Consider the following 23,007-nt stretch of genomic DNA (forward strand, 5'->3'; position numbering starts at 1 on the left):
GAAGATGCGTGATCTGATCCTTCAACTCAGCAAAAGTTCGATTTATTCAACAAAGTCTCACCGTGTTCGAAAAAGCAGACCAACCCGGTGTCGGCATGCCCTACAGCGACGAGGATAATTCCCGGCTGATGCTGGCGAACATCGCCAGTATCGAAATTCCGCCCATTTTTATTACCTATCTCGACTGGCTCAAACAGCAGAGTGCGGCCCATCTTGCCCGCTATAACGTCGACAGTGAGAAGCTGCATGACCGGCAATTCCTGCCGCGTATTCTGTTGGGTGAATATTTTCACGATCGGTTTCTTGCCGTCGTTGCTGAGGCGAAAAAGGCGGGCTTTCATGTCGAGGTTCATCCCAACGCTGAAGTAACAGATATTAAAGCTGATGCAGATGGCGTGGTCCTTTCAGTGAACGATGCCCCTTTCTCAAGACGGTTTGATCTGGCGGTAGTCGCCACCGGTCACGTCTGGCCTGATGAAGATGAAGCCACCCGCACCTGGTTCCCCAGCCCGTGGTCGGGGTTGATGGACGCGAAGATCCGAGCCTGTGAGGTGGGGATTATGGGTACTTCCCTCAGCGGACTGGACGCTGCGATGGCGGTTGTGATGCAACATGGCCGGTTTACCGATGAGCAGTTCGTTGTCAATAAAGGCAGCGAGGGGCTAAAAATTACGCTGATGTCCCGCACGGGCGTACTGCCGGAGGCCGACTTTTACTGCCCTATCCCTTATGAACCGCTGTCGGTGCTAACGGAGTCAGTGGCGGAAAGCGAAATCGCCAAAGATCCGGACGGGCTGCTTGATCGCATTTTTGCGCTGATGGTGCAAGAGCTTGAGCTGGCCGATCCGCACTGGTGCCAGTCGATAGCGCTCAACACACTGACTGCCGATACCCTTCGTGATGTCTGGTTTGAGGATCGTAAAAAGCATGGTCCTTTCACCTGGGCCGAAGCGAATCTGAAGGAAGTGGAGCGCAATAAGCGTGAGAAACGCACCGTTGCCTGGCGCTATACCGTGCTTCGTCTGCATGAAGTGGTTCAGGCCATCGTCCCTTCACTCAATGAGCGTGACAGAGAGCGGTTTAAATCCGGGCTGGAGCGCGTTTTTATTGATAACTATGCTGCCATTCCACCACAGTCTATTCGCCGGTTACTGGCACTACGCGAGGCAGGGATCATTAGCGTGGTCGCGCTCGGTGATGATTACGACCTGGATATCAGCAGCGATCAGACCGTCATCACCACGTCAGAAAAGCGTTACCGCTTCGACGTATTTATTGATGCGCGCGGGCAAAAACCGCTTAAAAACAAGGATATTCCCTTCCCTTCTCTGCGCAAACAGCTTGCGGAAACTGGCGATGACGTCCCGGACGTGGGAGAGGACTATACGTTACTGGCGCCCGCATCACTGCGGGGGCGCATCGCTTTTGGGGCGATCCCCTGGCTGATGCACGATCATCCTTTTGTTCAGGGTTTGTCAGAGTGCGCTGAAATTGGTAAAGCGATGGCGAAAGCGGCAGGAAAACCGGCCTCGGGCGTGCGACGGAAGTTACCGTTCATGGAGTTTTAACAGGGCTTCCCTGCCCCGGTGTCGGATTACTCGAAGAAGACTTCCGGGTTTTCCGACAGCGATACGAATGATTTGGTGTTTTTGTCCAGGGCAAGGATTTTGCCGCTTTCAATATCATACACCCAGCCGTGCAGGCGAATGGCGTTGTTGCGCAGGCCTACCGCCACGGACGGATGGGTCTTGATGTTGCTCAGTTGCGCAAAGACGTTCTCCTGCACCATCGCATTCACTTTATCGATTGGCTTATCCCAGGTTTTTTTCTCAACGACCGCTTTTGCCGCATCGGAGTAGCGCAGCCAGTGGGAAACCGCTGGCATCGGCTCCAGATCGGCGTTGTCAGCAATCGCCTTCATCGCGCCGCAGTTGGAGTGGCCGCAAATAACGATATCAGTTACGCCCAGGGCGACAACAGCGTATTCAATGGTCGCAGAGACACCACCAGGCTCCGGCCCGAACGGCGGCACTATGTTGCCCGCGTTTCGAATGACAAAGAGCTGTCCTGGCTCCTGTTGCGTAACCAGTTCCGGAACCAGACGGCTGTCGGAGCAGGAGATGAACAGCGCTTTGGGATTCTGACTGGACGCTAAACTACGAAAAAGCTCTTTACGTTGCGGGAAAATCTCTTTTTGAAAGCTGAGAAAACCTTCAATGATATGTTGCATAGCCATTTCTCTTTTATCTGTTTTAGTTTAGGTATGATCGCGATCACACTCGTAAAATTTAACCACCGTGACTTAGCGGAGACAAGCAATATATTTCTGGCCCGACCGCTGCACGATCTCATCTGCGTTCGCCGAAATGTTTTGCCCCTCAAAGGCCCCGTACAGGCGCTGGTACGTTTTCCCTGTCAGTCGGCTGGTCACCGACTCCACGGTGCGGGCAGGCAGCGGCAGCATATTCGGATAACTCCACATAAACGACACGGCATCTTTACCGGGCGTGACCTGCAAGATATCCCCGGCCAGCAGTACGCCGTCGCCTGACTGCCAGTGCAGCACCGTGCCGCCTGCAAAATGTCCGCCCAGTCGCAGCAGCGTCACCGACGGCATAATCTCCAGGGCATCTCCCTCCCAAAGGCGTATCGCCGGGCTGTCACGCATCACCCACTGCCGGTCGCTCGCGTGCAGATAAATCGGGGCATTAAACGCGGCCGCCCACTCCTGCATGGTGGTGTAGTAATGCGGGTGCGAAATCGCAATGGCACAGATACCCCCGAGCGCGTTGACTAACGCTCTGGTCGCCGGATCGAGGTTGGCGATGCAGTCCCACAGAATATTGCCCTGCGGCGTACACAGCAGCAGTGCCCGCTGGTTGATGGCAAAAGCGGGAACGGTTTTGATGCTGAACAGCTGCGGCTCCAGCTGTTGCCATTTGTTGGTATGCGTGGCCGTAAGACTGTCGAAATCCGTCCACGCCTGGCCCGTCACCGGGACATACTGCCGCTCATCGTCGCAAATGGGGCAGTTGTCAGGCCGTTCATCGTAAGCGGTACCGCAGGTTTTACACAGAGTAATCATCGGCTTTCCTCAGCAATTAAGCAGTGAGTATGGCAGGGATTATCCATATGTGCTGCGGGGTGCCTGGCCCGCTTTTTTTGACTTATACTGTGCCGGCATCAAAAACTGAATAACGCAGGTGGCACATGGAAATTGATCTCGATAACTTAGTCTTTAACGGGCTGGATGAAGCAGAAGAACGTAACGCAGAACGTCTCGACGACGCAGATAAAAAAGCCCAGGCGATTGTCGCCGATGACGACTGCGGCGATGCCTGCAAGATCTGACGAAAAAGCACCGGATGCCCCGGTGCTTTTTTTATGAATGCCTTTTACAACCCGGCATCAGATCTCCGGCGTTTTGCTAAAGCCGGTCAGCATCAGGATCAGGCTTTGTGGCGAAGAAGCCGACTCAAACTGATAGTGGTTCCCCTGCCGATCGCCGCCGATGTACCACGAAATTTCGGTTTTCCCTTCTGCCAGCGCCTTGCGCACGGCTTTATCCACATCCACCATCCGGTATTCGCGGGAGTGGTTCAGGTAAAGCACCGCATCCGACCGATAGTTACAGGACGGTCGCGACTGCCAGCTCACGGTGGCCGGATCCCAGTCGTTGCTCGCCGGATAGAAGAAAATTTGGTCCGCCCCGTTGGTTTCCACTTTCCCGCCATAAATCCGCACGCGATATTTAAACTGGGCTGGATCCTGTCCGGTTGGCAGCGGAGGAATGTGGAACTTCACCAGCGACAATGTTTCGCTGTTTTTTGTCCGTCCGCCGTTCTGCCAGTTATCCTGCACCAGTAAGACCTGAGGTTCAGGCTGTGAAAGGGCGGGTTCCATACTGCTGAGCCAGACGTTGGCCTTCGCTTTTGAATAACCATACGGCACGGTAGTGCCGCAATCCATTCCGCGGTTCATGCACAGGTCGGTCATAAAGCGCGCGGCATCTTCCGTCCAGCCGTTCATGAAGTCAGCATGCGCCGTATACAGGCTCCCCCATCGCTCTTCCCGCTCACTGCCATGCATGATGGGGTCGAGGGAAAGCTGGGCTTTGCTGGTATCCAGAGAGCTGATGGTCGGGAGCACGTACGCGATATTCATGTTCACCGTCGGGATTTTCACCGGGAAGGCGGACGGGCACTGTCCTTTCGTGTCGTAGGTGGCGTTAGCCAGGCCGTGGGCGGGCTTCAGGTTGACCCCGTCCCAGCAGTTCGGGAATTGAATCCCGATATTAAACTGCACGGCATCGTTCGCCTTGCGCAAACCGCAAACTTCGCCCGTTTTGTTGGTGTAGCCCCGGCCGTTGGCGCATAAGAAGGTGATATGCGGATTTGGCGCGGTGCCGTGGTGATCGCCCGCCAGCAGCGACAGCCCCGCCGGGAACGGGTGCAGCGGCCAGGCGTCTACGTTGGATGCCTGATAATACGTTTTTTGATAGGCGGGTTTGACCACCGTTCCATCCGGCAATTTCAGCGATGGTGCCCAGTAGGCTGAGCTGTCTGCTTTGTTATCGCAGGTGGTCTTTTCCTGATTACGCAGCGATTCACGGCTGGAGTAAGCATCCGTGTGTACGTTACCAAAAAAGTCGTGGAGCATGGCCTCGTTAGGCATGCCGTACATCATAATGGCGTCATCGCCGAGGGTGTGGGAATAACTGCAAACAACATGCGCCTGCGGCCCAGCGTGTGCCGCCTGCATGGCAAGCAGAAGTGCGGTGGCAGAAAGCGCGGGGGTTAATACTGTCCGTTTCATTATCATCTCCATCTGTGAAAGGAGATAGTGGTAACAAAACGGCCATCATTTACCGAGAATTAGCCTGGGTATTTTTCCCCTTGTCCTTGCTTTACAGACACCACGCACAGTTCATTCCAGTACATTTCGCGCGTCCGGCGCAGTTCAGCGTGACGTTTTATCATGGAACCACTCCGGGTCGATGTTGGCTACGTCCACGCCATACAGGCTGGCGACAGGCAGTATTGACTCAAGAACACGTTGCGCGCTGTTCTCCGCATTCACTGGTCGGGGCGCAAAAAACCGCCGTAACGTGCTTATCCATTTTTTCATCGTCATTACCCTTCTCGCTTAACCTGTCCTCAGTTAAACACCCAATTTGTGCCCGGGGGAAATATCAAAATCCACTGTCGATGTGCAGGATGTGCAAATAGCGCCCCGCCGTCTGCTCTCATCTTTAACACCTTGTTCATTCATGCTTTTTTTCTCATAGCAAAGAACGATTTCTTATTTGGCGATAGCTTTCCCTTATGGGAGCGTAACGGGGTAAAACAAAAACAACGGGATGGCGTGTGACTATGACTGCAAAAATGAAAGGGTTTAAAAAACGGGCGCAGGTGCTGGGATTAGTGGCAGCCTGGGGCCTGGTTTCAGCGCAGGCGCAGGCCGATCGGCTGGCGGATATCAAGGCAGCAGGCGTGGTGAAAGTGGCCACGTTTGATGCCAATCCACCCTTTGGCTCGATTGATGCCAAAACGCATGAGATCGTGGGTTACGACGTGGACTTCGCCAAAGCGCTGGCGAAATCGCTCGGCGTAAAGCTTGAACTGGTCGCCACCTATCCGGCTAACCGTATTCCACTGCTACAGTCCGGAAAGGCGGATCTCATCGTGGCGGATATCACCATCACCCCGGAACGCGCACATGTCATTGATTTCTCGACGCCTTACTTCGTCACCGGCCAGCAGTTCCTGGTTCCGGCAAAATCACCGGACAAGCTTGATGACTATAGCCGGGCACGCATTGGCGCCGTAAAAGGTACGACGGGTGAACAGGCGCTGCACCAGCGTTTTCCGCAGTCCCGCGTCCTCTCTTACGATGACATCCCGCTGGCGCTGACGGCACTGCGCAATGGCAACGTGCAGGCCATTACCCAGGACAGCACCATTCTGGCCGGTCTGCTGACGCAGGCGCCGGATAAAGCCGACTTCAAAATCCTGCCCGACCTGCTCAGTAAAGAAGAGATTGGCGTGGGGGTGAAAAAGGGTGAAACGGCGCTACTGAAAGCCGTTAACGATGAGCTAGTAAACCTGGAGAAAAACGGCCAGGCGGCAAACATCTATGACGTCTGGTTTGGTCCAGGCACCCCTGCTCCACAGCCTCGTAACTTTAAAATAGAAGCCCGGTAATATGCTCTCAGGTTTATTTTCACGCTCCGCGGCCAATGCCGCGGATTTTTCACGTCTGGAACAGGCCAGCGTTGAGTTTCGCCATGTGGACAAACGCTACGGTGACCATCCGGTTTTAACCGACATTAACCTCACCATCATGCCGGGTGAAGTGGTTGCCATTCTCGGCCCTTCGGGTTCCGGAAAATCAACCCTGATTCGGCTTATCAACCAGCTTGAGAGCCTGAGCGGCGGGGAGATTCTGGTCGACCACAAGCCGACCGGACAGCTATCCGGCAGCAGGCTACGTCAGTTACGCAGCCGCGTCGGGTTTGTGTTCCAGCAGTTCAATCTCTATGCCCACCTTACCGCCAGCCAGAACATCACCCTGGCACTGGAGCACGTTCACGGCTGGAAACCCCTGCCCGCCCAGGCGCGCGCGCTGGCGCTGCTGGAGAAGGTCGGCATGCTGGAGAAGGCGCACCGCTACCCCGCTGAACTTTCCGGCGGACAGCAGCAGCGCGTGGCGATTGCCCGTGCTCTGGCCTCGTCGCCCCAAATCATTCTCTTTGACGAGCCGACGTCGGCACTCGACCCGGAGATGATTGGCGAAGTGCTGTTTGTGATGAAAACCCTCGCCCACAGCGGGATCACCATGATTGTCGTCACCCATGAGATGCAGTTCGCCCGGGAAATTGCCGATCGAATCGTCTTTATCGACGGCGGAAAAATTCTGGAAACCGCGCCCCCGGCGCAATTTTTCAACCAACCGTCGCATCCCCGTGCGAGGCGGTTCCTGCAAAAAGTGCTGGATCCGCTGCATCAGGAGCAACTGTAATGCCCGCTCTGGACTGGCAGGGGGTGCTGGCCGGACAGCCCCTGCACTGGATCCTCTCTGGATTTCTCACCACTCTGTGGGTGACGCTGGCGGGGATTATGCTGGCCAGCCTGCTCGCCTTGTTCTTTATGCTTTTGCGGCTTTCCGGGGGACATATCGGGACGTCGATCGTCAGCGGCTGGGTATCGCTGTTTCGCAATACGCCGCTGCTGGTACAGCTGCTGTTCTGGTATTTCGCCGCCTGGAACGGGTTGCCGCAGGGGCTGCGTGACGCGGTGAACGCAGATCATAGCTGGTCCATTTTGCCCGGTGACGTCTGGTGGTTTACGCCCGAGTTTTTATGCTCCGCCTGGGAGTTAGGCGTATTTACCTCGGCGTTTTTAATTGAAGAAGTCGAATCGGGGCTGCGTTCCGTGCCTGCCGGGCAACGTGAGGCGGCGCTCGCCCAGGGATTTTCCTCATGGCGTCTGTTTCGCTACATTCTTCTGCCACAGGGACTCGCTAATGCCTGGCAGCCCGTCGTCGGCCAGTACCTTAACCTGATGAAGCTCTCCTCACTCGCGAGCGGAATTGGCTTCGCCGAACTGACCTACCAGGTTCGCCAGATAGAAAGTTACAACGCCCATGCACTGGAAGCCTTCACCGTCGGTACGGTGCTCTAGTTGCTTACCGGGATGGTGACGGGAAGCGTGCTGGTGCGCCTCGGCCCGCATTCAGGGAGGAAAAATCATGATCCCCGGATTTAACGTTATTGTCGAAAACCTGGATTATCTGCTTTGGGGACGGGCGGCTGCGGGAGAACCCGGCGGCGTACTGCTCTCACTGCTGATGGCCGCAGGCGCCGCCGCGCTTGCCCTGCCCGGCGGGATTGTGCTGGCTTGCGTTGCCTGGCGCTATCCCGGCGTGGTGCGCAGCGCGCTGTTTGCGTGGGCAGAGTTTATCCGCGGGATCCCCCTGATCTTCGTAATATTCTGGATGTGGTATCTGCTGCCACTGATAACCGGCAGGGATCTCCCGGGCGCGACGACCGTCACGCTGGCGCTGGCCTGGTTTACCGCGGCTGCGGTGATGCATTCGGTGTTAGCCGGACTGAGAGCACTACCGTCGGGCCAGAATGAGGCCGCGCTTTCTCAAGGGTTCAGTACGCAGCAAACGCTGTGGCGCGTGCTGCTGCCGCAGGCGCTGAGAAATATTCTGCCGTCGCTGGTGGGGATTTTTATCAGCCTGCTGAAGGATACGTCGCTGGCGTTTATCGTTAACGTTCCTGAACTGACCACGGTGGCGGGCCAGGTCAACAACCGGGTGCGAATTTACCCGGCGGCCATTTTTATCTTCACGGGTGTGATCTATTACCTGCTCTGCTGCTCGCTTGAGCTGCTCGCGAAGCGCTGGCGCGTTAGCCAGCCAGCGCTTTAACCACCGTTTCCATCGCTTTGGTGGTCAACTCGCTGCGCTTAACGCGCTGGTTCGCCAGCGCGGTACGCAGTACGCCCGCAATGACAATATGTTTCGGCTCCTGCCCTAAATCACGCATTTCGAGAACGACCTTGCCTACCACCCTACACATCTCCTGGTACAGCGCTTCGTCTTTGGTCACATTGCCCATTGCCATCACTCCGTTGCCCTAAACCGTCAGCTTAAATCATTCGTCGGCTGGATACAAAAAAGAAGCCCGGCGCGTGGTTCGCCGGGCTTCGTCTGGAAAATCAGAGAATTAGTTGTTTACCGGGATGACCGCGCCTTTGTATTTGGTGCGGATCCAGTCCTGGATCTCCTTGGAGTGCAGCACGTTCACCAGCGCGACGATATCCTTCTTCTTCTCGTCACCGCGATGAACAGTAATGATGTTGGCGTACGGGTTATTCTCGCCGCTTTCAACTGCAATCGGGTCGTGCACCGGATCCAGACCGGCGTCAATCGCGTAGTTGGCGTTGATCACCACCGCAGCCCCTTCGTCGTTGTTGTACATCTGTGGCAATAGAGACGCTTCCACGTTTGGCGTGAATTGCAGTTTTTTCGGGTTTTCCACGATATCGCTGATGCGCGCGGTCACTTTATCAATGCCTGGCTTCAGCTTGATCACGCCCTCTTTTTCGAAGATGGAGAGAATACGCCCTTCCTCGGAAACCGCATCACGCATGATGATTTTGCCGCCTTCCGGCAGATCCTTCAGTGATTTGTATTTTTTCGAATAGATACCGATCGGCTCAATGTGGATTGCGCCCGCGCTGACAAAATCATAATCCTTATCGCCCGCGTGATCTTTCAGCACGCTGTTCAGGTAAGGAATGTGCTGGAAGTAGTTGGCATCAATGTCGTGTCCCGCCAGCGCCGTGTTTGGCAGAATGTAGTCCTGGAATGGTTTAATCTCCAGATCGATACCCTGCTTCGCCAGGATCGGCTTAGCCTGCTCCAGAATTTCCGCATGCGGCGTGTTGGATGCGCCCACGGTCAGGGTGTCGGCCCAGGAGGCAAAGCTCAGGGCACTCAGGGTAGCGGCGGCGATCAGTGTCAGTGTCTTTTTCATGATGTGGTTCCTGTGTGTTATTAGAGATTATCTTTTGTCTAACAGTGAAGTAATGACATCACCGCAGAACTGGATAATGAAAACGATGATCAGAATGGTCACCGTTGCCACCAGCGTGACGTCACCATGGTTACGCTGGAAACCTTCCAGGTAAGCCAGATTTCCCAAACCGCCGGCACCTATCACCCCTGCCATAGCGCTGTAGCTCACCAGTGCAATTAGCGTCACCGTCATACCTGAAACCAGTGCGGGTGAAGATTCCGGCAATAAAACCCGAAACACTAACGTGCTCAGCCGTGCGCCCATCGAACGCGTGGCTTCAATGACCCCTTTATCCACCTCACGCAGGGCGATCTCGACCAGACGGGCGTAGAACGGCGCCGCGCCCACAATCAGGGCAGGCAGCGCAGCGTTAGCGCCAAGAATGGTCCCCACAACGGTCTTGGTGAACGGGATCAGCAGGACGATGAGAATGATGAACGGAATCGAACGGAACACGTTCACCACAATCGACATCACGCTGTAGACCGTGCGGTTGTGGAATAACCCGCCGCGGGCGGTTAAAAACAGCGCCAGACCGAGGGCGATCCCCAGAACAAACGTCGCCACGCCCGAAAGCGCCGTCATGTAGAGCGTCTCCTGGGTTGCAGCCCAAAGCTGATCCCACTTCAGGTGCGGAAAGAGTTCTTCAGCCATGCTTGATTACCTCGCCTTCAATATCGCTTTGCTTCAGGTCGGCGAGGATATTGTTCAGTTGTTCTACAGATGCCACCACGTGCACCCAGAGCTGCCCGAAAACACCGTGGGCGGTTTGCGTCATTTTTCCGTGCAGGATGTTAAACGGCAGGCCGTAGCGCAGCGTTAATTCCCCGACAATCGGCCTGTGCGTGCTGTGTCCGGTAAAGGTCAGCCTGATGACCGTGCCTTCCAGATCGTTTGCCAGTTCGGTATTGAAGGTCTCTTCCTCTGCGTACTGGCTCACCTGGCGGACAAACTGCCGGGTGATCGGCTGCTGCGGATGGGTGAAAACGCTCAACACGTCACCCTCTTCCACGACCTTACCGTTCTCCATCACCGCCACACGGTCACAGATTTTGCGCACCACATGCATCTCATGGGTGATCAGCACGATGGTCAGATTGAAACGACGGTTAATGTCCAGGAGCAGATCGAGGATCTGATCGGTAGTCTGCGGATCCAGCGCCGAGGTGGCTTCGTCACACAGCAGCACGTCCGGATGATTGGCCAGCGCGCGGGCAATCCCCACACGCTGTTTTTGACCGCCGCTCAGCTGCGACGGGTAGGCATTTTCGCGCCCCTTCAGGCCGACCAGCTCCACCAGCTCGGCTACACGGGCCTGTATTTTCGCTTTTGGCACCCCGGCAATTTGCATCGAAAAGGCGATGTTTTCCTTCACCGTGCGCGACCACAGCAGATTAAAGTGCTGGAATACCATGCTGATTTTCAGTCGCGCCTGGCGCAGCGCTTCTCCCTTTGCGGCGGAGATATCCTGTCCGTTAATGGTGACGCTGCCGGTGCTGGGCTTTTCCAGGCCGTTCAGCAGGCGGATCAGCGTACTTTTCCCGGCCCCGCTGTAACCGATGATCCCGTAAATCTGTCCCTGCTCTATCGTCAAATTGACGTTATCAACGGCTGTCAGCGCCTGCTTCCCGTTGTCAAAAACCTTCGAAATATTGCTGAGTACGATCATTCTTATTCGTTATCCGTTTCGCATATAGCGGTTTAGCAGTATGGATGTCCAAATGATAGTAAACAGCCGTTATCAGCTTTTAAATGACCAAAAAAGAATTTCATATAACGCTATGGAATAAACAGTGAACGGGCGGGCGTTGAGCCTGCCGTCATAAGATGACATTAGGCCTTAACGCCTTGATAACAAACTTATGTGAATCTGCACAGATTGTTTTTGAAACACTGTTTCCATTTTCCTTTTTACTGTAAATTAGCGTATAATGCGCGCCAAATCCCTGGTGAATGGTTTCAGCGCTTGGAATACAAAAAACAACGTACAACTTCTCCTCTCCTTCGTTGGGCTGGCACTCAGGCACACTTTCTTCTGCACGCTCATTTGATGTCACCTATTCTTAGTGCGTGTCATATACGCTTTCGCAACACAGGTTTGACTCCGCGGCAGTGCGCCCCCGGAGCGAGATTTCCATATCCTTCCCAACTTAAAGACTAAGACTGTCATGAAAAAGACGAAAATTGTTTGTACTATCGGCCCGAAAACCGAATCCGAAGAGATGCTGACCAAAATGCTGGACGCTGGCATGAACGTGATGCGTCTGAACTTCTCCCACGGCGACTATGCTGAACACGGTCAGCGTATCCAGAACTTGCGCAACGTGATGAGCAAGACCGGTAAAAAAGCGGCGATCCTGCTCGACACCAAAGGTCCTGAAATCCGTACTATCAAACTGGAAGGCGGTAACGACGTTTCTCTGAAAGCGGGCCAGACCTTTACCTTCACCACCGACAAATCCGTTGTAGGTAACAACGAAATCGTTGCTGTGACCTACGAAGGCTTCACCAGCGATCTGTCTGTTGGCAACACCGTGCTGGTAGACGATGGCCTGATCGGCATGGAAGTCACCGCGATCGAAGGTAACAAGGTTATCTGTAAAGTGCTGAACAACGGCGACCTGGGCGAAAACAAAGGCGTTAACCTGCCGGGTGTGTCCATTGCGCTGCCAGCGCTGGCTGAAAAAGACAAGCAGGACCTGATCTTTGGCTGCGAACAAGGCGTGGACTTCGTTGCTGCGTCCTTTATCCGTAAACGTTCTGACGTGGTTGAAATCCGTGAGCACCTGAAAGCGCACGGCGGCGAGAACATTCAGATCATCTCCAAGATCGAAAACCAGGAAGGCCTGAACAACTTCGACGAAATCCTCGAAGCGTCTGACGGTATCATGGTGGCGCGTGGTGACCTGGGCGTTGAAATCCCGGTTGAAGAAGTGATCTTCGCGCAGAAGATGATGATCGAGAAGTGTGTTCGCGCGCGTAAAGTGGTTATCACCGCAACGCAGATGCTGGACTCCATGATCAAAAACCCACGCCCTACCCGCGCTGAAGCAGGCGACGTGGCGAACGCCATCCTCGACGGTACCGATGCCGTTATGCTGTCTGGTGAATCTGCAAAAGGGAAATACCCTCTGGAAGCGGTCAGCATCATGGCGACCATCTGTGAGCGTACCGACCGCGTGATGAAAAGCCGTCTGGATTACAACAACGACAGCCGTAAGCTGCGCATCACCGAAGCCGTGTGCCGTGGCGCGGTAGAAACCGCTGAAAAACTGGAAGCCCCACTGATTGTCGTGGCGACCCAGGGCGGTAAATCTGCGCGTGCCGTGCGTAAATACTTCCCGGATGCGACCATTCTGGCGCTGACCACCAATGAAACCACCGCGCGTCAGCTGGTGCTGAGCAAAGGCGTGATCCCACACCTGGTGAAAGAAATTGCGTCTACCGATGATTTCTATCGTCTGGGTAAAGAAGTGGCTCTGGAACTGGTTGATTGTGGCCTGGCCCAGAAAGGCGACGTGGTAGTTATGGTTTCTGGCGCGCTGGTTCCAAGCGGCACGACCAACACTGCATCTGTCCACGTGCTGTAATATTTCACGAACAAATTATTGTTTTGTTAAAAAGCGTCCTTCGGGGCGTTTTTTTTATTCCCGCCTTTAACCAGAACTATTCAAAAAGCAAATCGGGTTTTTCTATTTAATTGCGACTTATCTAAGATGAATCCGATGAAAAATGCCTTTTTTAACATAGCTTTTTCGTCAAAATTGCCGATTTCGTTGCTTCTTTGAGCGAACGATCAAAAATAGGCGTAATCCCATCAAAAAAATATTCTCAACCCAAAAAACTTTGTGTAATACTTGTAACGCTACATGGAGATTAACTCAATCTAGAGGGTATTAATAATGAATCGTACTAAACTGGTACTGGGCGCGGTAATCCTGGGTTCTACTCTGCTGGCAGGTTGCTCCAGCAACGCTAAAATCGATCAGCTGTCTTCTGACGTTCAGACTCTGAACGCTAAAGTTGACCAGCTGAGCAACGACGTGAACGCAATGCGTTCCGACGTTCAGGCTGCTAAAGACGACGCAGCTCGCGCTAACCAGCGTCTGGACAACCAGGCTACTAAATACCGTAAGTAATAGTACCTGTTAATAAAATGGCGCACATTGTGCGCCATTTTTTTTGCCTTCGTCAAACCCCTACTGAAGCACTTTCTCTTCCTCGCCTTCCGTCACCGCCGCTGAGACACGACTGTTCTGAACTGACTGGACAGAATTGCTGGCTGACGAACCCTTGCCTGCTGAAACGGCAACCGGGATCCCCGCTCTGCGCGTCAGGGCTTTATCGATAAGCGTTTTATCGCTACCTGATTCCGCTGCAAAGGCGGTAAACGCCGCCGAGTGCGTGAACGGCACCGTCTGCGGGTTTTCGCCCTCAGCCTGAGCCAGTGGTCTGTGCACCTCGATATACCGTTTGCCGTCCGGCTCCACGGAGAACTTCACCGGCTCATTGATGATCTGCACCCGTGTGCCGACGCGCACGTGTTCAAACAACGCTTTGATATCCGGGGCGTTCATTCGCATACAGCCGGAGCTGACCCGCAGCCCTACGCTGTCCGGGGCGCTGGTGCCATGGATAAGATATTCCCCATTCCCGATGCCCAGACGCAGCGCATAGCGCCCCAGCGGGTTATTTGGCCCTGCGGGTACTACCGGCGGCAATTTAATGCCCTGTGCCAGTGAGCGCGCTCTGATGCCCGCTGTCGGGGTCCAGGTAGGATTAGGGATTTTCTGACTCACACGGGTCGTACTGACCGGCGTTTCCAGCCCAAGCTGACCAATACCCAGCGGATAAACCTGCACAATATTTTCACCAGGCGGATAAAAATAAAGACGCAGCTCCGCCAGATTCACCACAATACCTTCGCGCTCGGTGTCCGGCAGTAGCATCTGGGAAGGAATGGTAATGACGGTACCTGGGGCAGGGTTCACCGGGGCAATGGTATTATTGGTTTCAAGGATGAGCTGTGCTGCGGTATTAAACCGACGGGCGATAGACTGAAGTTTATTGTCACCTTCCTGAATGGTGTACGTCTGGTTTTGCCCAATCAGGCGGCTGCCTGCGGGCGGTAAAGGATAATCAACCGCCCTGGCTGAATTAACAGCACTGAGCGAACCAAGGAGTAATAGAGTTATTAGAGACGCGCGCTTCATGCTGAGATTCCTTATTCACTGACCAAACGTCAGAAAGCTGAAAAACCAGCGAGGTGGAAACCACCCCGCGAAACAGAATGAATGCTGTTCTGTCAGTTTAGCTAAGGATTGCGGCTTTGGCGCGGATGGCGCGGATCATCGCTTCCAGCCCCTGGGATCGGGACGGGGTGAGGTGCTGGGTTAAGGCCATTTTTTCAAACCACGGACGGACGTCAAAGGCGACAATATCCTGCGCCGACATCCGGTGATAAAGAATAAACACAACGGCAATAAGTCCCTTCACAATGGCGGCATCACTGTCGCCCTGTAATTCGATGACACCCTCTTCCGTCTGCTGCATCTGGATCCAGACCTGGCTCTGACAGCCCTGGATAATGTTATCCGGGTTATGCGCCTCTTCGCTAAGCGGCGACAGGCGCTGGCCCAGTTCGATGATATACAGGTATTTCTCTTCCCAGTTTGCGCAACGCCCAAAGTTGCGCAGCAATTTATCTCTGTCCGGCAAATCTGCCATCTCTCGCCTCTCCGTTAGCCAAGCAGCTGGTGAATACGTTTTAATCCCGCCACCAGTCTGTCGACCTCTTCCGTTGTGTTGTACATCACCAGCGATGCGCGGCACATAGCCGGTACCTGATAATACGCCATCAGCGGCATCGCGCAGTGATGCCCGGTTCGCACGGCGACGCCGTAATTATCAAGGAAACTGCCCACATCATAGGCGTGATGCTTGCCGAGGTTAAAGGCTATCACACCCAGACGGTCAGCAGGGCCATATAAGGTCAGTTCCGGGACGCTGGCAAGCTCCTGCAAGGCATAATGCATCAACAGCTGTTCGTACTCCTGAATCGCCGCCAGCCCCGTTTCAGAGACGTAGCTAATGGCTGCGCCCAGCCCGATGATCCCGCCCGTGTTTGGCGTACCCGCCTCGAAGCGCCAGGGCGCACGGGCGTAAGTTGTTCCTTCCGTCAGGCTGACGGTGGCGATCATTGACCCACCCCCTTCCCACGGCGGCATGGCCTGAAGAATGTCCTCTTTCACATACAGCACGCCGATGCCCGTCGGGCCATAAAGCTTGTGCCCGGAGAAGACGTAGAAATCGCAGTCCAAAGCCTGAACGTCGACCGCATGGTGCATAACCGCCTGTGCGCCATCAATCAGCACTTTCGCACCGGCCTGATGGGCTTTGTCGACGATCAGCGCCACCGGGTTTTCCGTCCCCAGCACGTTTGAAACGTGGGTGACCGCCACCAGCCGCGTCCTGTCGTCCAGCAGGGCATCCAGCTTATCAAGCTGGAGCGTGCCGTCGTCGTTCAGGGGGATCACCCGCAGTTGCGCCCCTACACGCTCACAGAGCATCTGCCAGGGCACGATGTTGGCGTGGTGCTCCATCTGGGTGATGATGATGTTATCCCCCGCGTGTACCTGCGCATTGCCCCAGCTGTTGGCGACCAGGTTGATCCCTTCGGTGGTGCCACGCACGAACACCAGCTCTTCCGGGGAACGCGCGTTGAGGAAGGCTGCAACCTGCGTGCGCACGTTTTCCATGCGCTGGGTCGCCTCGGCGCTCAAGGTGTGGATCCCGCGATGTACCGCCGCATAGCCTTGGCGGTAAAACTCGGCTTCCGCATCCACCACCTGATTCGGTTTTTGCGCGCTGGCCGCACTGTCGAGATAGGCCAGCGGCAGACCGTTCACTTCACGGGTCAGTACCGGAAAATCTGCCCGGACTTTCTCTACGGGAAATGTCATGCTTCGCCTCCAGGCAGCCGCTGACCGATACGGGCCAGCACCTGCTGTTTAAGTCCGCCATCGGACAGCGCTTCTGTCAGCTCCGCTGCAAAGGCGTAAATAATCATCTTTTGTGCGGCCTGCTGGTCTATCCCGCGCGAGCGCAGGTAGAACATCTGCTCATCGTCAATACGCCCGGCCGTCGCGCCGTGGCTGCATTTCACGTCGTCCGCGTAGATCTCCAGCTGTGGTTTGGTGTCCACCTCTGCCAGACGCCCCAGCAAAAGGTTGTTGTTGGTCATCTGCCCGTCAGTTTTGATAGCGTGCTGAGCCACGTTGATCAGGCCGTTGAACACCGCACGTCCTTTGTCGCTGACGATGGTTTTGTGCAGCTGACGGCTGTTGCAGTAGCCTTTGTTATGCTCAAGCCAGGTGCGCGTATCGCACACTTCTGCCTTCACCGGCATCGCGAGGCTGTTTATACGCAGCGTGGTGTTCTCACCGTTCAGCTGGGTACTGGTGTTGTGGCGTAGCACCGCGCCGCCGAGCAGGAAGCTGTGGCTGTACGCCGCGGCATCCTGGCCCAGCAGAATATCGTTGTGGGCGAAGTGGTGGCTAAGCGGATTCTCAAACGCCAGCTTAATATGATGAAGCTGGGCATTGGCCGCCACGTTCATCGTCAGTCGCGAACCGGTAAAATGGCGGGTGTCGTTCAGGCTGATGTAATGTTCGATCACCGTCGCCTCTGCCCCCTCTGCCAGCTCAAGATGGTGGCGATAGTGGGCGGTGTTGATCTCATCCCCCTCAACGCCCTGGGTGATATGCATCAGCAGCAGCGGTTTCACCGGGCGCTGGTTACGCTTAACGCGAATATGGGTGACAGACTGCGACAGGCTCTCTGTCAGGTGCAGGAAAACTTCAGGCTGAACGGGCGCAGTCAAGGACTGGCGTTCATCGTTAATGGCGATATCAAAACCGCTCTCCTGCACGCTGTCGCTCAACTCCGCACGGAACTGGCCATCGACAAACACCAGACGCACGGCATCCACGCTCAGCGCCAGCGCATCGCGCTGGCCGGGGCTGACCTGCGCCAGACGCGTGACGAACTCGCCGTTCAGCAGGCCATCCAGCGGCGTGTATTTCCAGTTCTCATGTTTACGCGTCGGTAAACCGAGACGCAGCATCTGCTGGAGATGGTGCTGAGCCTGTTCAGAACGCGATTGCCCCTGCGTTTCAAACAGCCGGTGCCACTGCTGGAGTGCATTACTGCTGTTCGGTAAGCCAGCCATAACCCTGCTCCTCCAGTTGTTTAACCAGCGTAAAGTCACCGGATTTCACAATGCGTCCCTGGTAAAGCACGTGGACATAGTCCGGTTTGATGTAGTCCAGGATTCGCTGGTAGTGCGTCACGATGATAAATGAACGGTTGCCGTCACGCAGGGAGTTCACCCCGTCAGCAACGATCTTCAGGGCATCGATATCCAGCCCTGAATCGGTCTCATCGAGAATGCACAGCGCTGGCTCCAGAACCGCCATTTGCAGAATATCGTTACGTTTCTTCTCACCGCCCGAGAAACCCACGTTTACCGAGCGGGTCAGCAGATCTTCCGGCATCTTCAGCAGCTTGATCTTCTCTTCCATCAGATCCTGGAAGTCAAAGCGATCCAGCGCCTCAAGGCCGCGATACTTGCGCACCGCGTTCAGTGCGGTTTGCAGGAAAAACTGGTTGCTGACGCCCGGAATTTCCACCGGATACTGGAAGGCCATAAAAATGCCTTCACCGGCACGTTCTTCCGGCGACATCTCCAGCAGATCTTTGCCATTAAACTCAACGGAGCCGCTAGTGACTTCGTAATCTTCGCGTCCTGCCAGCGTCGCTGAAAGCGTACTTTTCCCGGAGCCGTTTGGCCCCATGATGGCGTGAACTTCACCCGGTTTAACGTCAAAATTGAGACCACGCAGGATCGCTTTCTCTTCAACGCTGACCTGTAAATCTTTAATGCTTAACATGTGCTTTCCTTAACCGACGCTGTGTTCAAGACTAATGGCGAGGAGTTTCTGGGCTTCAACGGCAAATTCCAGCGGCAGTTCAGAGAACACGTCCTTACAGAAGCCGTTAACGATCATTGAAATCGCATCTTCTTCACTGATCCCGCGTTGCAGGCAGTAGAAAAGCTGATCTTCACCGATACGCGACGTGGTGGCCTCATGCTCAAGCTGGGCGCTGTTATTGCGGCATTCGACGTACGGGAAGGTATGCGCCCCGCAGTCCGCGCCAATCAGCATGGAGTCACACTGGGTGAAGTTACGCGCGTTGGTGGCCGTCGGCATGATTTTCACCAGCCCGCGATAGCTGTTCTGGCTGTGACCGGCAGAGATCCCTTTGGAGATGATGGTCGATTTAGTGTTTTTACCGATGTGGATCATCTTGGTGCCGGTATCGGCCTGCTGATGTCCGCTGGTCAGCGCCACGGAGTAAAACTCACCGATGGAGTTGTCGCCGCGCAGAATACAGCTCGGGTATTTCCAGGTAATGGCGGAGCCGGTTTCTGACTGCGTCCAGGACATTTTGCTGTTTTCGCCTTCGCACAGCGCGCGTTTGGTGACGAAGTTCAAAATACCGCCGGTATTGCCGTCCCCCGGGAACCAGTTCTGCACCGTGGAGTATTTCACTTCCGCGTCTTTATGGATGATCACCTCTACTACCGCCGCGTGCAGCTGGTAGCTGTCGCGCACCGGCGCTGAACAGCCTTCGATATAGCTGACGTAGCTGCCTTCATCCGCCACCAGGATGGTCCGTTCAAACTGACCGGTTTTCTCTGCGTTAATACGGAAATAGGTTGATAGCTCCATCGGGCAGCGTACCCCTTTCGGCACGTAGATAAAGGTACCATCTGACGCCACCGCCGCATTCAGTGCCGCGAAGAAGTTATCGTTACTGGGAACAACGGTGCCGATGTACTTTTTCACCAGCTCAGGGTGATCGTGAATGGCTTCGCCAAAGGAGCAGAAAATAATCCCCTGCTCCGCCAGCTTTTCACGGTAGGTGGTTGCCACCGAAACGGAGTCAAAAATGGCGTCTACCGCCACCTCTTTGCCTTCACGCACGGGTACGCCAAGCTGATTGAACGCCTCTTCCACCTCTTTACTCAGGAAGCTGTTCTCGGCACCGGTTTGCTGTACCGCGCCGGGCTGCGAGGCGCAGGTATCATCACAGCTGCCGCAGGAGGGCGCGGAGTAGTAGCTGTAATCCTGATAGTTCAGCTTATCGTAATGCGCTTTCAGCCAGTGGGGTTCTTCCATCTCCAGCCACGCGTGGAATGCGCTCAGGCGAAACGCCAGCATCCACTCCGGCTCGTTACGTTTGGCCGAAATGGCGCGAATGACATCTTCGTTAATGCCTTTCGCCAGCTCATCGGTTTGCAGCTGCGTGAAGAATCCCTCTTTATAGTTGAGGTGTCCGCCGCCCCAGGTGTTTACATCGCTTGTTGCTTCAGTATTACGAGACATAGTACCGCCTATACCCCAAAGCTTTCGCCGCAGCCACATTCGTTCTGGGCTTTCGGGTTATGAAATTTGAATAACTGGTTTAAACCTTCCCGAACATAGTCGACTTCGGTTCCATCGATAAACGGCATAGCCTGTAGCGCGACGTATAACTTTGCTCCGTCGGTTTCAAAGACCAGATCGTCCTTTTCAGGTTCGGTTACGGTGTCCAGCACGTAGCCAAATCCCGCACAGCCAGTCTGCTTAACGCCTAAGCGTACGCCGAGGATGTCGGGATTTTTCGCCACCAGCTCATGAATGTGCGCCGCCGCCGCGGGCGTCAGCGTTAAGCCACGCCAGGCAAAATCGGCCGGATTGAAGGTTTCTGAATGCAGTTCCATAGGTCCACCTCATCTGATAAGCCACCAGGGCATAACACCATGTTAGTGATAACGATTATCACTTCAACCCCCTGCGAGCAGGGGCTTTAGGCTAAACCGCCCTTTTTGGCTACTTTCATTAAGCATAGACCCTGTGACGGGATGCGGATGGGAGGGTTAAATTTGTTCAATGCATTGATAAATAATGCATTTAATAAGAAATGACTGAGTGGGTCGCGCAATAAGAAAAATTGTATTGAAAATACCTATTTTTAAGATAGCTATCTTCCGATAAGAAAGCGGACGCGAAAAAACAAAAAGGCCCTGACGGACCCCTTAACATCAGTGGTGGAACGAAACGGCGAAGCCCTGCTCACGCCAGTGATCGAGCTGTTCCTGCTGGCGAGGTGTAGGTGCTTTACCGGTCCAGACGAAGATTTTTTGCCCGGGGAAAAGTTCCGGACGTGGAGAATCAATCGGCTCGGCCAGCACGTCGATATGCCAGCCCTTGTAGGCAAGACGGGCCGCTTCCAGCCACAAATGCGTACGGTCGTCGCACTCCCAGCCGACCAGCAGCGCATCCTTACCTGCTTTTTTTCGCGATTCAACCAGGCTTGTCACGGCAAACTCAATCAGGACACCGTCGAGCAGGCTCGCCATATGGCGCACCGTATTCTGATCCTGGTTCATTCGCTGTCGCACAGGGGTGATGATGTTATCTATCAGAACATCCATCGCATGGTCACGGCGGAACTCGCCGATTTTGGCGCGCAGTTTTGCCGGGTTGGCATAGCGCAGAACGGTTAACATCTCTTCCTGAAACGATGCCCAGTTCCCCTGAGTCATCACTTCTGTGTTTTCAAGAAGCGCTTTTACTTTACCGACCGACACACCTGTTTTCATCAGGCGCTTGATCTCTTCTATACGCAGGATATCTTCGTCGTCAAACTGACGATGACCACCTTCGCTTCGCTGCGGCTTCAACAATCCATAACGGCGCTGCCAGGCACGCAGCGTAACGGGGTTGATACCGCATCGTTCGGCCACTTCGCCGATACTGTAATAGGCCATTAACTCCCTCACGCACAATACTTCCATACCTAACCAAACCAACCTTATCAGATTGTACAAATCATTTGTATAACTAACTCCTCGTTCTGAGACAAGTGAATGGCCCGAAGAACCACTCACTCGTTAATGTATTGTTGTATAAATTTAGCGATACGTACAGGTCACTCTTTAGAGTTACGTACAAGTTTTTAAAAATCGAACTTTTTCTCGGGCCAGGCAATCGCCGGAATGCCCCCAAGACGCGGGCTGGCGAACAGGTGTCCCTGGAACTGAGAAATCCCGGCAGATTCCAGCCACATCCACTCTTCTGCCAGCTCTACACCGACCGCACAGAAGAGAATTTCCAGAGATGCGCAGCATTTGATGATCGCCTGCACGATAGCCTGCCGCGGACCGCTCTTGTGTACGTTGGCAATCAAATCGCGGTTAATCTTGATTCTGTCCGGCTGGAACTGGGCCAGCAGTTGCAGACCGGCGAATCCCGCACCAAAGTGATCGATGGCCACGCTGATACCGGCGCTTTTTAGCTGTCTGACCGCGCTGGTGAACTCTTCAAAGCGCGAGATCGCCTCGCTCTCGGTAAACTCGACCACAATCTGCTCCGGCACAAACCCGTTCGCCTCAATTGCCGTGAGTAAAAAATCGACGGCGCCAGGCACATTGACCAGCGTCATCGGCAGCAGATTGATGGACAACGTTTGGGTCTGAAGGCCCAGCGCGCTGGCCATCGACAGAGCCACCTGCTTACTCTTCAGATCCGATTCGTACAGCGCTTCACGCGGCAGGTTTGCAAAATACTTTTCAGGGGACTCACCCGAAGGCGTGCGGATCAGCGCTTCCCAGGAAACGACCTGCTGCATAAACGGATCGACGATGGGTTGAAATGCAAAGCTACAGTCCGCCCCCTTTGCCACGACCGTCGGCTGGGAGGATAACGGCGTGTTTTCGGTGACAAATTCCCAGGCGTCAGCCGGGGGCAGCTCAAAGTAGTTGGCTTTTTCCGTGGCTTCGACGAAGGTGCGGAAAAATTGCAGGGCGCGATCGTTATAGGTCAGCTGATAGCGAGTTGTGCCTTTATCGAGAACCTGTTGCAGCACTTCGTCGGTGTCGAACTGACGAAGGTCAAACAGCTCCATACCGACGTTGCCAAAACGCCTTGAAGGACCGTGATCGCTCAGCAATTCGACCACGTTGTGATGCCGTGGATCGCGGCAGATGAGCTGATAGATCTCCTTAACGTTTTCAGCGGGCCCTTCAAGTAACTGAAAAAAGTGTGTGCCGTTAAACAGCAAAATCCCCGTCACATCGGACTGGCGATTTCTACAATTTGCAGCAGCGACCATATCTTCCAGCGCTTTCACTGGAACGTCATCGCAGATATGACTGCGGTAAATGATGGTTGTGAGCATGCTAATCCTGAAGATTGAGGGGGTGACCACGCAAACACGTGGGGAGACTTCTGTTATAGCACATTAATTGCCCAACAAATAATTTACATCTCAACAATTTAGACGGCTTTCTGGCGCCGTTTTGCGGCGTG

At 54.6% G+C, this 23,007-nt stretch carries 24 protein-coding genes and 2 pseudogenes; 9 read left to right on the forward strand and 17 right to left on the reverse strand.

The window, feature by feature from the left end; genetic code table 11:
• Nucleotides 1-53 precede the first annotated feature (53 nt).
• Nucleotides 54-1,568, forward strand: a pseudogene (locus ACOTX7_RS20330) (FAD-NAD(P)-binding protein); the annotation flags it as partial.
• Nucleotides 1,569-1,594: 26 nt separating this feature from the next.
• Here the strand turns inward: ACOTX7_RS20330 and ACOTX7_RS20335 are convergent.
• On the reverse strand, nt 1,595-2,230 hold the full coding sequence (locus ACOTX7_RS20335) for a carbonic anhydrase (RefSeq protein WP_003857662.1): 636 nt from the start codon (nt 2,228-2,230) through the stop codon (nt 1,595-1,597).
• Between the two features lie 72 nt (nt 2,231-2,302).
• Nucleotides 2,303-3,085: an MBL fold metallo-hydrolase gene (locus ACOTX7_RS20340; protein WP_221255876.1), complete on the reverse strand. Its 783-nt coding sequence runs from the start codon at nt 3,083-3,085 to the stop codon at nt 2,303-2,305.
• Nucleotides 3,086-3,210: 125 nt separating this feature from the next.
• Here ACOTX7_RS20340 and ACOTX7_RS20345 point away from each other — a divergent pair, with 125 nt between their 5' ends.
• Entirely contained in the window at nt 3,211-3,351 is a 141-nt protein-coding gene (locus tag ACOTX7_RS20345; protein WP_003857665.1) for a hypothetical protein, read from the forward strand.
• Nucleotides 3,352-3,408: 57 nt separating this feature from the next.
• Here ACOTX7_RS20345 and ACOTX7_RS20350 read toward each other — a convergent pair whose 3' ends face one another.
• Both ACOTX7_RS20350 and ACOTX7_RS20355 read right to left on the reverse strand, forming a co-directional pair.
• Nucleotides 3,409-4,815, reverse strand: a complete 1,407-nt coding sequence (locus ACOTX7_RS20350) for a DUF1996 domain-containing protein (RefSeq protein WP_221255875.1) — start codon at nt 4,813-4,815, stop codon at nt 3,409-3,411.
• A 144-nt stretch (nt 4,816-4,959) separates the two neighbouring features.
• Nucleotides 4,960-5,127: a hypothetical protein gene (locus tag ACOTX7_RS20355; protein WP_032653328.1), complete on the reverse strand. Its 168-nt coding sequence runs from the start codon at nt 5,125-5,127 to the stop codon at nt 4,960-4,962.
• Nucleotides 5,128-5,372: 245 nt separating this feature from the next.
• On the opposite strand from ACOTX7_RS20355, the gene ACOTX7_RS20360 reads away from it, so the two are divergent.
• The 4 genes and pseudogenes from ACOTX7_RS20360 (at nt 5,373) to ACOTX7_RS20375 (ending at nt 8,436) form a co-directional block, all read left to right on the forward strand.
• Nucleotides 5,373-6,203 carry an ABC transporter substrate-binding protein gene (locus tag ACOTX7_RS20360; RefSeq protein ID WP_221255874.1) on the forward strand — a complete coding sequence of 277 codons (831 nt, stop codon included), beginning with the start codon at nt 5,373-5,375 and terminating at the stop codon, nt 6,201-6,203.
• 1 nt (nt 6,204) lies between these two features.
• Nucleotides 6,205-7,020, forward strand: coding sequence for an amino acid ABC transporter ATP-binding protein (locus ACOTX7_RS20365; RefSeq protein ID WP_221255873.1), 816 nt, complete (start codon nt 6,205-6,207; stop codon nt 7,018-7,020).
• Nucleotides 7,020-7,766, forward strand: a pseudogene (locus ACOTX7_RS20370) (amino acid ABC transporter permease). The gene ACOTX7_RS20365 and the pseudogene ACOTX7_RS20370 overlap by 1 nt, the downstream one beginning before the upstream one ends.
• Nucleotides 7,750-8,436 (forward strand): amino acid ABC transporter permease, encoded by a 687-nt coding sequence (locus ACOTX7_RS20375; protein ID WP_221255872.1) that lies wholly within the window; start codon nt 7,750-7,752, stop codon nt 8,434-8,436. The pseudogene ACOTX7_RS20370 and the gene ACOTX7_RS20375 overlap by 17 nt, the downstream one beginning before the upstream one ends.
• Here ACOTX7_RS20375 and fumD read toward each other — a convergent pair.
• From fumD to ACOTX7_RS20395, 4 genes are all read right to left on the reverse strand, one after another.
• The gene (gene fumD / locus ACOTX7_RS20380) at nt 8,417-8,626 is read right to left on the reverse strand and encodes a fumarate hydratase FumD (protein ID WP_003857676.1); all 210 of its coding nucleotides are present in this window, start codon (nt 8,624-8,626) and stop codon (nt 8,417-8,419) included. The genes ACOTX7_RS20375 and fumD overlap by 20 nt on opposite strands.
• 108 nt (nt 8,627-8,734) lie before the next feature.
• Entirely contained in the window at nt 8,735-9,547 is an 813-nt protein-coding gene (locus tag ACOTX7_RS20385) for a MetQ/NlpA family ABC transporter substrate-binding protein (RefSeq protein WP_003857677.1), read from the reverse strand.
• A 27-nt stretch (nt 9,548-9,574) separates the two neighbouring features.
• The gene (locus tag ACOTX7_RS20390; protein WP_039273618.1) at nt 9,575-10,243 is read right to left on the reverse strand and encodes a methionine ABC transporter permease; all 669 of its coding nucleotides are present in this window, start codon (nt 10,241-10,243) and stop codon (nt 9,575-9,577) included.
• The gene (locus ACOTX7_RS20395) at nt 10,236-11,258 is read right to left on the reverse strand and encodes a methionine ABC transporter ATP-binding protein (protein ID WP_221255870.1); all 1,023 of its coding nucleotides are present in this window, start codon (nt 11,256-11,258) and stop codon (nt 10,236-10,238) included. The genes ACOTX7_RS20390 and ACOTX7_RS20395 overlap by 8 nt, the downstream gene beginning before the upstream one ends.
• A gap of 195 nt (nt 11,259-11,453) precedes the next feature.
• Between ACOTX7_RS20395 and ACOTX7_RS20400 the strand changes: the two genes are divergently transcribed.
• The 3 genes from ACOTX7_RS20400 (at nt 11,454) to lpp (ending at nt 13,728) form a co-directional block, all read left to right on the forward strand.
• Nucleotides 11,454-11,750: a hypothetical protein gene (locus ACOTX7_RS20400; protein ID WP_421626148.1), complete on the forward strand. Its 297-nt coding sequence runs from the start codon at nt 11,454-11,456 to the stop codon at nt 11,748-11,750.
• A gap of 7 nt (nt 11,751-11,757) precedes the next feature.
• Nucleotides 11,758-13,179 carry a pyruvate kinase PykF gene (pykF, locus tag ACOTX7_RS20405; RefSeq protein ID WP_047354010.1) on the forward strand — a complete coding sequence of 474 codons (1,422 nt, stop codon included), beginning with the start codon at nt 11,758-11,760 and terminating at the stop codon, nt 13,177-13,179.
• Nucleotides 13,180-13,491: 312 nt separating this feature from the next.
• Complete coding sequence (gene lpp / locus ACOTX7_RS20410) at nt 13,492-13,728, forward strand: murein lipoprotein Lpp (RefSeq protein ID WP_001082307.1); 237 nt, start codon at nt 13,492-13,494, stop codon at nt 13,726-13,728.
• A 60-nt stretch (nt 13,729-13,788) separates the two neighbouring features.
• On the opposite strand, the gene ldtE is transcribed toward lpp, so the two are convergent.
• From ldtE to ACOTX7_RS20455, 9 genes are all read right to left on the reverse strand, one after another.
• The gene (ldtE, locus tag ACOTX7_RS20415) at nt 13,789-14,802 is read right to left on the reverse strand and encodes a L,D-transpeptidase LdtE (RefSeq protein WP_213826633.1); all 1,014 of its coding nucleotides are present in this window, start codon (nt 14,800-14,802) and stop codon (nt 13,789-13,791) included.
• A 97-nt stretch (nt 14,803-14,899) separates the two neighbouring features.
• Nucleotides 14,900-15,316 carry a cysteine desulfuration protein SufE gene (gene sufE / locus ACOTX7_RS20420; protein WP_221255869.1) on the reverse strand — a complete coding sequence of 139 codons (417 nt, stop codon included), beginning with the start codon at nt 15,314-15,316 and terminating at the stop codon, nt 14,900-14,902.
• A gap of 14 nt (nt 15,317-15,330) precedes the next feature.
• Nucleotides 15,331-16,551, reverse strand: a complete 1,221-nt coding sequence (gene sufS / locus ACOTX7_RS20425; RefSeq protein ID WP_221255868.1) for a cysteine desulfurase SufS — start codon at nt 16,549-16,551, stop codon at nt 15,331-15,333.
• Complete coding sequence (gene sufD, locus ACOTX7_RS20430) at nt 16,548-17,819, reverse strand: Fe-S cluster assembly protein SufD (RefSeq protein WP_221255867.1); 1,272 nt, start codon at nt 17,817-17,819, stop codon at nt 16,548-16,550. Before sufD ends, sufS begins: the two co-directional genes overlap by 4 nt.
• Nucleotides 17,794-18,540 (reverse strand): Fe-S cluster assembly ATPase SufC, encoded by a 747-nt coding sequence (sufC, locus tag ACOTX7_RS20435; RefSeq protein WP_006809038.1) that lies wholly within the window; start codon nt 18,538-18,540, stop codon nt 17,794-17,796. The genes sufD and sufC overlap by 26 nt, the downstream gene beginning before the upstream one ends.
• 9 nt (nt 18,541-18,549) lie before the next feature.
• Complete coding sequence (gene sufB / locus ACOTX7_RS20440) at nt 18,550-20,040, reverse strand: Fe-S cluster assembly protein SufB (RefSeq protein ID WP_006809039.1); 1,491 nt, start codon at nt 20,038-20,040, stop codon at nt 18,550-18,552.
• A gap of 8 nt (nt 20,041-20,048) precedes the next feature.
• Nucleotides 20,049-20,417 (reverse strand): Fe-S cluster assembly scaffold SufA, encoded by a 369-nt coding sequence (sufA, locus tag ACOTX7_RS20445; protein ID WP_003857741.1) that lies wholly within the window; start codon nt 20,415-20,417, stop codon nt 20,049-20,051.
• A 321-nt stretch (nt 20,418-20,738) separates the two neighbouring features.
• Nucleotides 20,739-21,467 (reverse strand): MerR family transcriptional regulator, encoded by a 729-nt coding sequence (locus ACOTX7_RS20450; protein WP_032673512.1) that lies wholly within the window; start codon nt 21,465-21,467, stop codon nt 20,739-20,741.
• 188 nt (nt 21,468-21,655) lie between these two features.
• Nucleotides 21,656-22,876 (reverse strand): diguanylate phosphodiesterase, encoded by a 1,221-nt coding sequence (locus tag ACOTX7_RS20455; RefSeq protein ID WP_221255866.1) that lies wholly within the window; start codon nt 22,874-22,876, stop codon nt 21,656-21,658.
• Between the last annotated feature and the right edge of the window lie 131 nt (nt 22,877-23,007).

The organism is Enterobacter cloacae complex sp. IR5418 (assembly GCF_049238105.1).
GTDB classification, from domain to species: Bacteria; Pseudomonadota; Gammaproteobacteria; order Enterobacterales; family Enterobacteriaceae; genus Enterobacter; species Enterobacter hormaechei.

What these genes read in the sequence shown, in the direction of transcription:
- ACOTX7_RS20335 (WP_003857662.1), bottom strand. Translation starts at nt 2,230, where the DNA reads ATGCAACATATCATTGAAGGTTTTCTCAGCTTTCAAAAAGAGATTTTC.
- ACOTX7_RS20340 (WP_221255876.1), bottom strand. Translation starts at nt 3,085, where the DNA reads ATGATTACTCTGTGTAAAACCTGCGGTACCGCTTACGATGAACGGCCT.
- ACOTX7_RS20345 (WP_003857665.1), top strand. Translation starts at nt 3,211, where the DNA reads ATGGAAATTGATCTCGATAACTTAGTCTTTAACGGGCTGGATGAAGCA.
- ACOTX7_RS20350 (WP_221255875.1), bottom strand. Translation starts at nt 4,815, where the DNA reads ATGAAACGGACAGTATTAACCCCCGCGCTTTCTGCCACCGCACTTCTG.
- ACOTX7_RS20355 (WP_032653328.1), bottom strand. Translation starts at nt 5,127, where the DNA reads ATGAAAAAATGGATAAGCACGTTACGGCGGTTTTTTGCGCCCCGACCA.
- ACOTX7_RS20360 (WP_221255874.1), top strand. Translation starts at nt 5,373, where the DNA reads ATGACTGCAAAAATGAAAGGGTTTAAAAAACGGGCGCAGGTGCTGGGA.
- ACOTX7_RS20365 (WP_221255873.1), top strand. Translation starts at nt 6,205, where the DNA reads ATGCTCTCAGGTTTATTTTCACGCTCCGCGGCCAATGCCGCGGATTTT.
- ACOTX7_RS20375 (WP_221255872.1), top strand. Translation starts at nt 7,750, where the DNA reads ATGATCCCCGGATTTAACGTTATTGTCGAAAACCTGGATTATCTGCTT.
- fumD (WP_003857676.1), bottom strand. Translation starts at nt 8,626, where the DNA reads ATGGGCAATGTGACCAAAGACGAAGCGCTGTACCAGGAGATGTGTAGG.
- ACOTX7_RS20385 (WP_003857677.1), bottom strand. Translation starts at nt 9,547, where the DNA reads ATGAAAAAGACACTGACACTGATCGCCGCCGCTACCCTGAGTGCCCTG.
- ACOTX7_RS20390 (WP_039273618.1), bottom strand. Translation starts at nt 10,243, where the DNA reads ATGGCTGAAGAACTCTTTCCGCACCTGAAGTGGGATCAGCTTTGGGCT.
- ACOTX7_RS20395 (WP_221255870.1), bottom strand. Translation starts at nt 11,258, where the DNA reads ATGATCGTACTCAGCAATATTTCGAAGGTTTTTGACAACGGGAAGCAG.
- pykF (WP_047354010.1), top strand. Translation starts at nt 11,758, where the DNA reads ATGAAAAAGACGAAAATTGTTTGTACTATCGGCCCGAAAACCGAATCC.
- lpp (WP_001082307.1), top strand. Translation starts at nt 13,492, where the DNA reads ATGAATCGTACTAAACTGGTACTGGGCGCGGTAATCCTGGGTTCTACT.
- ldtE (WP_213826633.1), bottom strand. Translation starts at nt 14,802, where the DNA reads ATGAAGCGCGCGTCTCTAATAACTCTATTACTCCTTGGTTCGCTCAGT.
- sufE (WP_221255869.1), bottom strand. Translation starts at nt 15,316, where the DNA reads ATGGCAGATTTGCCGGACAGAGATAAATTGCTGCGCAACTTTGGGCGT.
- sufS (WP_221255868.1), bottom strand. Translation starts at nt 16,551, where the DNA reads ATGACATTTCCCGTAGAGAAAGTCCGGGCAGATTTTCCGGTACTGACC.
- sufD (WP_221255867.1), bottom strand. Translation starts at nt 17,819, where the DNA reads ATGGCTGGCTTACCGAACAGCAGTAATGCACTCCAGCAGTGGCACCGG.
- sufC (WP_006809038.1), bottom strand. Translation starts at nt 18,540, where the DNA reads ATGTTAAGCATTAAAGATTTACAGGTCAGCGTTGAAGAGAAAGCGATC.
- sufB (WP_006809039.1), bottom strand. Translation starts at nt 20,040, where the DNA reads ATGTCTCGTAATACTGAAGCAACAAGCGATGTAAACACCTGGGGCGGC.
- sufA (WP_003857741.1), bottom strand. Translation starts at nt 20,417, where the DNA reads ATGGAACTGCATTCAGAAACCTTCAATCCGGCCGATTTTGCCTGGCGT.
- ACOTX7_RS20450 (WP_032673512.1), bottom strand. Translation starts at nt 21,467, where the DNA reads ATGGCCTATTACAGTATCGGCGAAGTGGCCGAACGATGCGGTATCAAC.
- ACOTX7_RS20455 (WP_221255866.1), bottom strand. Translation starts at nt 22,876, where the DNA reads ATGCTCACAACCATCATTTACCGCAGTCATATCTGCGATGACGTTCCA.